Here is a 10,810-nt window from a genome sequence, read left to right as displayed (position 1 = left end):
CCTCGCCGGCCCTCCCCGCTCTGAACGGAGGCTCCCGTGCTTGAGCTGCTCATTGTTTTCGCCCTGGTGCTGTTGAACGGATTCTTCGCCATGTCCGAGATGTCGGTCATGACCTCGCGCAAGAGCCGCCTGAAACAGATGGCCCAGACCAGCCATCGCGCCCAGCGCGCGCTGGACCTGTCGGAGAAGCCCGAGAATTTCCTCTCGACCGTCCAGATCGGCATCACGCTGATCGGCGTGCTGACCGGTACGTTCGGTGGCGACGCCATCGGCAGCGCCATTGGCGGCTGGCTCGCCACCACGCTCCCCGCGTCCGCGCCTTACGCGCCCAAGATCGGCATCGGCATCGCCGTGGCGCTGATCACCTACCTGACCCTGATCTTCGGCGAACTCGTGCCGAAGCGCCTCGCCATCACGCGCCCGGAAACCATCGCGGGCTTCGTTGCCGTGCCGATGGGGTGGCTGGCCAGGATCACCGCCCCGGCCGTCGCCCTGCTCGCCTTCAGTACGCGCCTGGTGCTGCGCATCTTCGGACTCGCCGACGACAACAAGGAAGCGGTGACGGAAGAGGAAATCCGCATGCTCGTGTCCGAAGGGCACGAGGCCGGCGTGATCGATGCCGACGAGCGCAACATGATGAACCGCGTACTGCGCCTGGGCGACCGCACCGCGGACAGCCTGATGACGCCACGCAAGAAGATTGTCTGGCTCGACGCCGCCGCGTCCTACGACGACAACCTGCAGACCATGCACGAGTCGGCGTTCTCGCGCTTTCCGGTGTATCGCGGCAACGACCAGGACGTGGTCGGCGTGCTGGAAGTGAAGTCCCTGCTGGACCGCTTCGGCAGCGCCCAGCCCGACCTCTTCATCAAGCTGCGCGAGCCGCTGTTCGTGTCCGAGTCCACCCATGCCATGAAGCTGCTGGAGATCTTCCGCGAAGAGCAGCAATCGCTGGCGCTGGTCGTGGACGAGTACGGCGAGATCCAGGGCCTGGTCACCCAGAGCGACCTGATGGGCGCCGTGGTCGGTCGCCTGCAGGCCGCGGAAAACACCGAGGATGCGCCGCTGGTGGTGGTCCGCGACGACGGCTCGCTGCTGGTGGACGGCTCGCTGCCCAACGACGACCTGCGCGAACTGCTGGGCGGCCTGGCGCTGCCCGACGACGACGAGTACAACACCGTCGCCGGCCTGATGATCGAACGCTTCGGCCGCATCCCGCACGTCGGCGAGCACCTGGACTGGGCCGGCTGGCGCTTCGAAGTGGTCGACCTCGACGGCGCCCGCATCGACAAGCTGCTGCTGCAGAAACTGCCCGAGACCGACGGCGAAGACCTGGCGGTCTGACATGTCCGCCGACGACGCACCACGACACACCAGCACGGCCACGCTGATCGACGGCTTCGCCGCCGGCGATCCCGACGAGGTCCTTCGCCTGGGCGACCTGCTGAAGGACTTCGGCCCCGCCGCGTTCGGCCTGTTGCTGTTCATCGGCGTGCTGCCGGCCTTCATCCCGATACCCGGTGTCGGCGGCGCCGTCGGCGGACCGATGGTGGTCCTGGTCGGCGTGCAACTGCTGCTGGGCCTGCGCAAGGTGTGGTTGCCGGCCTTCCTGGCACGCCGCGGACCGCACCGCAGCGCGATGGTGCGCTTCCGCCAACGCATGGCGCCGTGGCTGCGCCGCCTGGAAAAACTCGTCCGACCCCGCATGGGAGGCCTGGTCGACAACCGTGTGGCGCTCAGCTTCACCGGGTTGCTGCTGATCCTGCTGGGCATCCTGCTGGCGTTGCCCATTCCGTTCACCAACTATGTGTTCGGTTTCCTGCTGCTGCTGTTCGCGCTGGCGCTGCTCGAGCGCGACGGCGCGCTGCTGCTGGTGGCGTGGATCGCCGGTGGCATCGCCGTGGTGGTGTTCGGTTTCCTGTCCGGCAACCTGGTGGAAGCCACGAGTGCGCTGATCGCGAAGTGGTTCTGAGCCTTCGCACCAGGCATAAGCAGGAAGGTGGGTGTGGGAGCGACGCAAGTCGCGATGAGGCTTTACCGGTGGGCCATCGCGACTTACGTCGCTCCCACAACACCCTTTCCGTTACGCCACGAGCTGCGCGAACTCCGCCGCGGTGACCGGATACCCCAACCAGTAGCCCTGCGCCAGGTCGCAGCCACGTTCGCGCAGCAGGTTGAACTGGCCTTCCTTTTCCACGCCTTCGGCGACGACCGTGATGCCCAGCGAGTGCGCCATCGCGATGATCGCGGACGTCAGCGCCAGGTCGTCGGGATCACGCAGCATGTCGGCGATGAAACTGCGGTCGATCTTCACGCCGTCGACCGGCACGCGGCGCAGGTGGCTCAGGCCCGAGAAGCCGGTGCCGAAATCGTCCAGCCACACCTTCACTCCGGTGCGGTGCAGCGTGGCCAGCAGCGCGCTGGCATGCGCCTCGTCGCTGATGACGGCGGTCTCGGTAAGCTCCAGGTGCAGGCGTGATGCCGCCAGCCCGGTGTCGCGCAGGCATTCGGCCACCACGTCCGGCAGGTCGCCGCTGCGCAGCTGGCGCGGCGAGACGTTGACCGAAACGAACAGCGGATCCATCGCGTCGCGTTCGCTGCCCCAGCGCGCGGCGGCGGCGCAGGCGGCGCGCAGCACGCGGGGACCGATGCTCTCGATCAGACCGCTCTGCTCGGCCACGTCGATGAACACCGACGGCGCCACCATGCCCAGCTCCGGATGCTGCCAGCGCAGCAGCGCCTCGGCGCCGACGATGCGGCTGTCGGCCATGCGGAAGACCGGCTGGTACATCAGGCTCAGTTCGCCGCGCTCCCACGCGCCGCGCAACTCCTGCTCCATGCGCACGCGGCGCTCGACGGCCTGGTCCATCGCACGGCTGTAGAAGCGGTAGCAGTTCTTGCCGGCGACCTTCGCCTGGTACATCGCGATGTCGCCGTTCTTCATCAGCGCGGTCGCGCCGGAGGCGTCTTCCGGGAACAGGGTGATGCCGATCGATGTACCGAGGAATACCTGGCGTTCCTGCACCACGATCGGGCGACCCAGTTCGGCCACCAGTTTCTCGGCCAGCCGGGTGGCGCCGCCACGCACGTCCCCGTCCTGGATCAGGATGACGAACTCGTCGCCGCCGAAGCGCGCCAGCAAGGCGTCGTCGCCCCCCATCAGCTCCACCGCGTCGCGGATGCGGTGCGCGAACTGCTGCAGGACTTCGTCGCCGGCCTCGTGGCCCAGCGTGTCGTTGACGCGCTTGAAGTCGTCGATGTCGGCGAACAGCAACGCGAGCTGCCGGCCCGCGCCGCGCAGCATCATCAGGCGATGGTCCAGGCTTTCGCGGAACGCCAGCCGGTTGGTCAGTCCGGTCAGCGAATCGGTGTAGGCCATGCGCCTCACGTCACGATCGTGCCGGGCGATGCTGTCGCTCATCGTGCCGAACGCACGCACCAGTTCGCCGACCTCGTCCTGGCGCTCGCTGGCCATGCGCTCGCCGTTGTAGTTGCCCACCTCGATGTCGTGCGCCGCCCGTGCCAGCTGCCGGATCGGCCGCACCAGCGTGCGCTGAGCGTACACCATGATCGCCACGCATGCCGCCACCAGCGCCGCCAGCAGCAACGCGATCCAGCCCAAGTGGCGCGCGCCCAGTTCGTTCAGCCGTGCCCGCGCGGCGGTGATGGCCTTCTCTTCGTACGCGCGCACCGAGGCGACCGAATAGCCGACACGCACGCCGCCGATGCGCTCGCTGCCGATCATGATCGGCTCGGACACATCGACGATCTGCGCGGACCACTGCGTATGCATGCTGCGCGCATTCACCGCTTCGTACGCCAGCGGATCGGTCATGGTCTGCCCGTACACCGCGATGTCGGCGGTACCGTCGTGGATGATCCGGCCCTGGTTGTCGTAGACGAGCACGTAACTGACGTCGGGCTCCTTCTGCGCCGAGCGCACGATGCTGCCGATCGTGTCCAGGTCGAAGTAGTACAGCGGGTTGGCCAGCGCGTCGCCCAACTGGTCGACGGTGGCTTCGCCGTGCCGGCGCAGGCTGTCCTCGACCATGCCGTGCATCGCCTCGCGGCCGAGGTCGGCGACCTCCTGCTGCATCACCTTCTGACGGTGCAGCAGCGTGCCTAGCAGCGCGATCACCACCAACAGCATGATCGCCATCGCCGCCAGGAAACGCGCCTGCAGGCCGAACTTCACGGACTTCATTCGACCTGCTCCCGGACACGGGTCACGCCGCGGCGCAGATCGTCCAATGCCTGCTGCGAGGCCGGATCGACCGGCAGGAAGCGGGTCGTGCGGAAGAAGACGTTGAGCGCATCGCGCGCGGCAGGATCGTTGGCGGCTTCCAGCAGCACTTCGCGCAGGCGCGCCTCGATCCGCGGATCGAGATCGCCACGCACCATCTCGAGCGCGCGCGGGAAGTCCTGCGTTTCGTGGATCACGCGGAAGTCGCGGCGGAACGAGGGCGGCATGCGGCGCACGTCGTCCCAGTCCAGATTGCTGACCACGCCGGCATCGACCAGGCGCTTGTGCACCCAGGCGGCGATGTTGAGTTCGGAACGCGCGAACACGTAGCCGACCGAGTCGGCGGACGGCCGGTCCATCGGCGAGAGCAGGATCTCCATCCGCTGGCCGGCATCCAGCAACGCCACCGACGGCGCGAAGTACGCGCTGGTCGACGCGGTGTTCTGGAAGGCCACCGTCCGCCCCTTGAGATCGGCCAAGCGCTCGAGGCCGCTGTCGCGGCGGACGAAGAACACCCCGTGGTAGCGGCTCACGCCGCCGCGCTCGGTCAGCAGCAGGGGTCGTGCGCCGGCACGCTCCTGCAGCCGCATACCGGTGCCCGCCGTCTCGGTGACCCAGTCCACCCGGCCGCGGCGCAGGTAGCTGGTCATCTGCTGGGCATCGCGCGCCATCAGGATGCGGCCCTCGGTGATGCCGACATCGCGCATGCGCGGGACCACGTAGTCCAGCAGGGGTTTGAGCTGTTCGTAGTGCGCCTTGGGGTCGTCGCTGATGCGTCCCAGGACGAGGACCCGTTCGTCGCCGGCGGCCTTGGCCGGCACGACGGCGGCGGGAAGCAGGGCTGCACCGAGGGCGGCCAGCGCGAGGCGGAACCAGGTTGTACGCAACGATAGGCGCCCGCCAGAACGATGGCGGCAGCCTAGCGGAAAACGTGAGCTCAAGACAGTGATCCGGTCCCGCCCTGGCCCGCCAGCCGCGCCATGCGCTGGGCGTCGGCCAGGATGCCGCGCAACAGCCGCACTTCCTGCTCGGTCAGGTCCGCCTTGGCGAACAGCCGCCTCAACTTGCGCATGGCCGAATCGGGCGTGCGGCCCTTGTGGAAGTCGATCGCATCGAGCGTGTCGCCGAGCTGTGCGAAGAACCCTTCCACGTGGGCATGGCTGGCCGGGGTTTCGTCGGGATGGACCGGCTCCGCCGTCGTCGCCGTCGCCCCCTCCAGCAGCGCCAGCCGCATTTCGTAGGCCAGTACCTGCACGGCGGCGGCGAGGTTCAGCGAGCTGTATTCGGGATTGGCGGGGATGTGCACCGCGGCGTGGCAGAGCTGGAGTTCCTCGTTGCTCAGGCCGGTGCGCTCGCGGCCGAACACCAGCGCCACTTCGCCGCCGGCGGTAGCCCGCCCCACCGCCAGCGCGGCGGCCTGCCGGGGCGCGTGCTCCTCCAGTTGGACGCGGCGGCTGCGCGCCGTGCATCCCAGCACCAGGTGGCAATCCGCTACGGCCTCGGCCAGCGTCGCGACCACCGGGGCGTCGCCCAGCAGGTCGTCGGCCCCTGCCGCGCGCCGGTAGGCCTCTTCCGCGGGATAGTCCTCGGGTGCGACCAGCACCAGCCGCGCGAGCCCCATGGTCTTAAGGGCACGCGCTGCCGCACCGATGTTGCCGGGGTGCTGCGTGCCGACCAGCACCACGCGCAGGCGGGCGGCCGTGGCCGGGGAAAGGGAATCGGTCGGGGAAACGGGCGTATTCATGGGGGCAAATGGTAAACTGCGCGGGCCGGTCTCCGCGCCGTGCTGCTCTTTTCCACTTGTTCGCCCGCCCCACGCCTGTCCGAGGTCCGTTCGCATGCAAAAGCCCGTCGTCACCGTCATGACCAAGGCCGCCCGCCTCGCAGGCAACGTGCTGTTGCGGAGCATCAACAAGCTGGATGCGCTGAACGTGGTGCAGAAGGAGCGGATGGACTACGCGAGTGAAGTCGACGCGGATGCCGAGAAGGTCATCATCAAGGAACTGCGCCGCGCCTACCCGGACTACGGCTTCGTCGGCGAGGAGAGCGGCGCCCAGATCAACGGCCGCTACACCTTCGTCATCGACCCGCTGGACGGCACCAGCAACTACCTGCGCGGCTTCCCGCACTACTGCGTGTCGATCGCGCTGGTGGACAACGGCGAGCCGACCGACGCGGTGATCTTCGACCCCCTGCGCAACGATCTGTTCACTGCCAGCCGCGGCGCGGGCGCCCAGCTCAACGAGCGCCGCATCCGCGTGGCCGACCGCAAGGAACTGGCCGGCACCGTCATCACCACCGGCTTCCCGCCGCGCGAGCGCGCCCGCGCCGGCGCGCAGCTGGAATGCGTCCGCGAGCTGCTGGTGCACGCCGAGGACATCCGCCGCACCGGCTCGGCCGCGCTGGACCTGGCCTACGTGGCCTGTGGCCGCGCCGATGCCTATTTCGAGGCCGGCGTGAAGGACTGGGACATCGCTGCCGGCGTGCTGCTGGTGCGCGAGGCGGGCGGCAAGGTGTGCGACTTCCGCGGCGCCGCGCTCGGCAAGATCGACGGCCGCACTGCGCTGCCCCGCCAGATCGTCGCCGGCAACCTCAAGGTCGCCGAGGCGCTGCAGAAGACCATCGTCTCGTCGGGTTACGCGGCGTCGTTCAACGGTTGAGCGCCTGCTTGCCCTTGTAGCAGTGACGTCAGTCGCGACCGGAAACCGGATTACGGCGGAACGGTTGGCCAAGCGCTGCTTTGTCCTGATCGACCGTCGCCTGATCATTTGATCCTGTCGATCTGGCCGTGCGGTCGCGACTTACGTCGCCCCTACAGAAGACTAGGTCGCAAAAAAAGGCCGCGCAACGCGCGGCCTTTTTAGTTCCCCGGCTACCGGAGATTACGGACGACGCGCCAGTGCGGCGTCGTCCTTCGCCTTCGGCATCAGATCCTGCTTGGTGACCTTCAGGAAGCCCAGGGTCAACAGCGGACAAGCGACGAAGATCGACGAGATCGTGCCGATCACGATGCCGATCATCTGCGAAATGGCCATGCCTTCCAGCGATCCGCCGCCGTACAGGTACAGCGCCAGCACGGTCAGGAACGCAACGAAGGAGGTGATGATGGTGCGCGACAGCGTCTGGTTGACCGAGCGGTTCAGCACTTCCACCGGCTCGACGCGCAGACTGCGGAAGTTCTCGCGTACGCGGTCGAAGACCACGATGGTGTCGTTGATCGAGAAGCCCATCACCGACAGCAGGCCGGCCAGGATGGTCAGGTCGAACTCGCGGCCCGTCAGCGCGAAGAAGCCGGCGCAGATCAGCACGTCGTGCAGGGTGGTGACGATCGCGGCCACCGCGAACTTCCATTCGAAGCGCGCGGCGATGTAGATCAGGAAGCCCACCACCACGAACACCAGCGTGTACAGCCCGTTGAGCGCCAGTTCCTTGCCGACCTGCGGGCCGACGAACTCGTTGCGCATCACGGTGGCCTGGTTGCCTTCCACCGAGGCCAGGCGGACGACGTCCTGTGCGGTGCGGTTGGTGGCGTCCAGCCCGGCGTCGCCTTCGGCCTGCGCGCCTTCTTCCCTCGGCTGCAGTCGGACCAGCAGGTCGCTGCCGGTGCCGAAGGTCTGCACCTGGGCACTGCCGTAGCCGGCCGCTTCCAGACGCGAGCGCACGCCATCGACATCGGGCGGCTGCTGGAAACGCAGTTCCACCACTGTGCCACCGGTGAAGTCGAGCGCGAAGTTGAAGCCCTTGAAGGCGATGGCGCCGATCGCCACCACGGCCATGATCACGGCGATGGAGATCGAGATCCAGCGCAGCCGCATGAAGTCGATGCGGGTGTCGTTGGGAACGAGATGCAGCGGAAAGAGGTTCATGGGTCGGATGCTCTCGTCAGATGGCCAGCGACTTCAGCTTGCGGCGGCGGCCGTAGATCAGGGTGGCCAGGCCACGCGACACGGTCACCGCGGTGAACACCGAGGTCGCGATGCCGATCACCATGGTGATCGCGAAGCCCTTCAGCGGACCGGTACCGAAGGCGTACAGGGCCACGCCGGCCAGCAGTGCGGTCATGTTGGAGTCGAAAATGGTGCCCGAGGCTTTCTCGTAGCCGGTCGCGATGGACGCCAGCGGCGGCACGCCCGCCCTCAGTTCCTCGCGTATGCGCTCGTTGATCAGCACGTTGGCGTCCACCGACATGCCGATGGTCAGCGCCAGGCCGGCGAAGCCGGGCAGCGTCATCGTCGCGCCGAACAGCGACATCACCGCGACCACCATCACCAGGTTGAGCAGCAACGCGATGCAGGTGATCAGGCCGAACATGCGGTAGTACACCAGGAAGAACGCCAGCGCGAAGATGAAGGAGTACACCACCGCCTTGGTGCCGCGGGCGACGTTCTCGGCACCCAGGCTGGGGCCGACCACGCGTTCCTCGATGAAATCCATCGGGGCGGCCAGCGAACCGGCACGCAGCAGCTTGGCGAGGTTCTCGGCCTCGGTCTTCTCCAGGCCGGTGGTCTGGAAGTTCTTGCCGAAGACACCGGCGATGCGGGTCGGCGACAGCGCCTCCTCACGGACGCGCACGCTGCGCACTTCCTTGCCGTCCACCATCGTCACGGTGGGCACGCGCTCGATGTAGACCACCGACATCAGCTTGCCGACGTTGGCGCTGGTGTAGTCGAACATGCGCTGCCCGGCGATGTTGTTGAGGGTCACGTCGACGGCCGGCAGGCCGTTGTTGTCGGTACCCACGCGGGCGTTGACCATCTCGTCGCCGGACGCCAGCACGCGCTTGTTGAGCAGCACCGGGCCGCCGTTGTCGCGCAACTGGTAGACCTTGGCCTCCGGCGGGATGCGACCACTGGCCACGGCGTCGGCGGCACTGCCTTCCACCACGGCGCGGAACTCGAGCGTGGCCGTCGCGCCGATCAGGCGCTTGGCCTCGGCGGTGTCCTGCACACCGGGCAGCTGCACGACGACGCGGTCGTTGCCCTGGCGCTGGATGATGGGTTCGGCCACGCCGATCTCGTTGACACGGTTGCGCAGCGTGGTCAGGTTCTGCTCGATCGCCTCGCTGGCGATCTGGTCCAGCTCCGCCTGCGGCAGGCCGATGGTGATCTGCTGGCCCGAGGCCTGGTAGGTCAGGCCCGAGCCGGTCGCCAGCGTGCCGGCGTTGTTGCCGCGCGAGCTGAGCGTCTGCGCCAGCGCCTGCTGCGCCGCCGCCACGTCCTCATCGTCGGCCAGCGTGACCATGATGCTGTTGTTCGGGCGGCGTTCGACCGATGTGTAGCGGATGCGCTTGTCGCGCAGGGTGACGCGCGTATCCTCCAGGTAGCCTTCCACGCGCTTGTCCAGCGCTGCCTTCTGGTCGACCTGCATCACGAAGTGCACGCCGCCCTGCAGGTCCAGGCCCTGCACCATCGGGCGCGCGCCCAGCTTGCCCAGCCAGTCCGGCACGGTGGACGCCAGGTTCAGTGCGACCAGGTAGTCCTCGCCCAGCGCCTGACGCAGCGCGTCGTTGGCCTTGGTCTGTTCGTCCAGGCCCGGCAGGCGCACCAGCATGGTGGTGCCGTCGACCTCGATCTGCTTCGGCTTCACGCCAGCGTTCGTCAGCGCGGTCTCGATGCGGGCGCGCAGCGCGTCGTCGACGGTGAAACCGCGGTTGGCGGTGATCTGCACGGAGGGATCCTGCGGATACAGGTTGGGCAGCGCATACAGCGCGCTCGCCAACACGACGATCAGGATCAGGACGTATTTCCAGCGTGGGAATTCAAGCATCGTGGCGACCCGCGCAGGCCCTTCCCGGGCATGCGCTCAGCAGTGGTTCGGAAACAGCGGGATTCGCGCCGCCGCGAGGCGGCGGCGCGGAGGAACGGATCAGGCGGACTTCAGCGTGCCCTTCGGCAGCACGTTGCCCACGGCGGCCTTCTGCACGCGCACGCGCACGTTGTCGGCCACTTCCAGGGTGACGAAGTTGTCGCCGATGTCGGTGACCGTGCCGGCGATGCCGCCCGAGGTGATGACTTCGTCGCCCTTGGACAGCTTGTCCAGCATGGAGCGGTGCTCCTTGGCGCGCTTCATCTGCGGGCGGATCATCAGGAAGTACATGATGGCGATCAGGGCGATCGGCATCAGCAGGCCGAAGCCGCCCATGCCCTGCTGGGCCGGCGCGGCCTGGGCGAGAACGGGGGCAACGAGGAAATCAAGCAGATTCATGGACTTGTCCATTCGGTATGAAAAGCAGCCGGGGATTATGCCACGCGACGGGAAGGCCCGCCCGGGCGCCCCCATCGGCCCGGACCGGAAAAGACCGCATCGGCGCCGGTTGGTTCCCGGCCTGCGGTCTCGACCTGCCCCGCAGAGGACTTCGCCTCCGCCACGAAGCCTGTAGGAGCGCCCCATGGGCGCGACGCTCTTCCGGACGGCCGAGGGAGCGCATCGCGGGCATGGCCCGCTTGTGTCTGCGGTTACCCCTAGAGTTGTGGCGGAGAGCGATGTGCGGCAGGCCGACAGGCCGCTGTGTTCGAGCACGTGTAGGAGCCAGGGCCGCCGCACATCGACCTCGATCCATAGCCCGAA

9 protein-coding genes are annotated in these 10,810 nt (G+C 67.8%); 3 read left to right on the top strand and 6 right to left on the bottom strand.

Features of this window, described 5'->3' with window-relative positions:
• Positions 1–36: 36 nt before the first annotated feature.
• Both CSC78_RS18475 and CSC78_RS18470 read left to right on the top strand, forming a co-directional pair.
• Positions 37–1,344 (top strand): hemolysin family protein, encoded by a 1,308-nt coding sequence (locus tag CSC78_RS18475; protein ID WP_162339335.1) that lies wholly within the window; start codon positions 37–39, stop codon positions 1,342–1,344.
• Position 1,345: 1 nt separating this feature from the next.
• A complete protein-coding gene (locus CSC78_RS18470; RefSeq protein WP_162339334.1) occupies positions 1,346–1,972 on the top strand; it encodes an exopolysaccharide biosynthesis protein in 627 nt (208 codons plus the stop codon).
• A gap of 111 nt (positions 1,973–2,083) precedes the next feature.
• Here CSC78_RS18470 and CSC78_RS18465 read toward each other — a convergent pair whose 3' ends face one another.
• Genes CSC78_RS18465 through CSC78_RS18455 form a run of 3 tightly spaced genes read right to left on the bottom strand, consistent with a single transcriptional unit; the run spans position 2,084 to position 5,987 of the window.
• Entirely contained in the window at positions 2,084–4,204 is a 2,121-nt protein-coding gene (locus tag CSC78_RS18465; RefSeq protein WP_162339333.1) for a putative bifunctional diguanylate cyclase/phosphodiesterase, read from the bottom strand.
• On the bottom strand, positions 4,201–5,130 hold the full coding sequence (locus CSC78_RS18460; protein ID WP_379608939.1) for a phosphate/phosphite/phosphonate ABC transporter substrate-binding protein: 930 nt from the start codon (positions 5,128–5,130) through the stop codon (positions 4,201–4,203). The genes CSC78_RS18465 and CSC78_RS18460 overlap by 4 nt, the downstream gene beginning before the upstream one ends.
• Positions 5,131–5,180: 50 nt before the next feature.
• Entirely contained in the window at positions 5,181–5,987 is an 807-nt protein-coding gene (locus tag CSC78_RS18455; RefSeq protein WP_162339332.1) for an RNA methyltransferase, read from the bottom strand.
• A gap of 94 nt (positions 5,988–6,081) precedes the next feature.
• On the opposite strand from CSC78_RS18455, the gene CSC78_RS18450 reads away from it, so the two are divergent.
• Positions 6,082–6,903 (top strand): inositol monophosphatase family protein, encoded by an 822-nt coding sequence (locus CSC78_RS18450; RefSeq protein WP_162339331.1) that lies wholly within the window; start codon positions 6,082–6,084, stop codon positions 6,901–6,903.
• Positions 6,904–7,125: 222 nt separating this feature from the next.
• On the opposite strand, the gene secF is transcribed toward CSC78_RS18450, so the two are convergent.
• The 3 genes from secF to yajC all read right to left on the bottom strand — a co-directional run bounded on the left by secF (position 7,126) and on the right by yajC (position 10,447).
• On the bottom strand, positions 7,126–8,109 hold the full coding sequence (secF, locus tag CSC78_RS18445; protein WP_162339330.1) for a protein translocase subunit SecF: 984 nt from the start codon (positions 8,107–8,109) through the stop codon (positions 7,126–7,128).
• 16 nt (positions 8,110–8,125) lie between these two features.
• A complete protein-coding gene (gene secD, locus CSC78_RS18440) occupies positions 8,126–10,009 on the bottom strand; it encodes a protein translocase subunit SecD (RefSeq protein WP_162339329.1) in 1,884 nt (627 codons plus the stop codon).
• Between the two features lie 99 nt (positions 10,010–10,108).
• Positions 10,109–10,447: a preprotein translocase subunit YajC gene (yajC, locus tag CSC78_RS18435; protein WP_162339328.1), complete on the bottom strand. Its 339-nt coding sequence runs from the start codon at positions 10,445–10,447 to the stop codon at positions 10,109–10,111.
• Between the last annotated feature and the right edge of the window lie 363 nt (positions 10,448–10,810).

This window comes from Pseudoxanthomonas japonensis (assembly GCF_010093445.1).
GTDB classification, from domain to species: Bacteria; Pseudomonadota; Gammaproteobacteria; order Xanthomonadales; family Xanthomonadaceae; genus Pseudoxanthomonas_A; species Pseudoxanthomonas_A japonensis.
This window is presented reverse-complemented; position numbering and strand designations above follow the sequence as displayed.

Bases quoted from the DNA above. Each gene is read 5' to 3' on its own strand.
- CSC78_RS18470 (WP_162339334.1), top strand. From the start codon at position 1,346: ATGTCCGCCGACGACGCACCACGACACACCAGCACGGCCACGCTGATC.
- CSC78_RS18465 (WP_162339333.1), bottom strand. From the start codon at position 4,204: ATGAAGTCCGTGAAGTTCGGCCTGCAGGCGCGTTTCCTGGCGGCGATG.
- CSC78_RS18455 (WP_162339332.1), bottom strand. From the start codon at position 5,987: ATGAATACGCCCGTTTCCCCGACCGATTCCCTTTCCCCGGCCACGGCC.
- CSC78_RS18450 (WP_162339331.1), top strand. From the start codon at position 6,082: ATGCAAAAGCCCGTCGTCACCGTCATGACCAAGGCCGCCCGCCTCGCA.
- secF (WP_162339330.1), bottom strand. From the start codon at position 8,109: ATGAACCTCTTTCCGCTGCATCTCGTTCCCAACGACACCCGCATCGAC.
- secD (WP_162339329.1), bottom strand. From the start codon at position 10,009: ATGCTTGAATTCCCACGCTGGAAATACGTCCTGATCCTGATCGTCGTG.
- yajC (WP_162339328.1), bottom strand. From the start codon at position 10,447: ATGAATCTGCTTGATTTCCTCGTTGCCCCCGTTCTCGCCCAGGCCGCG.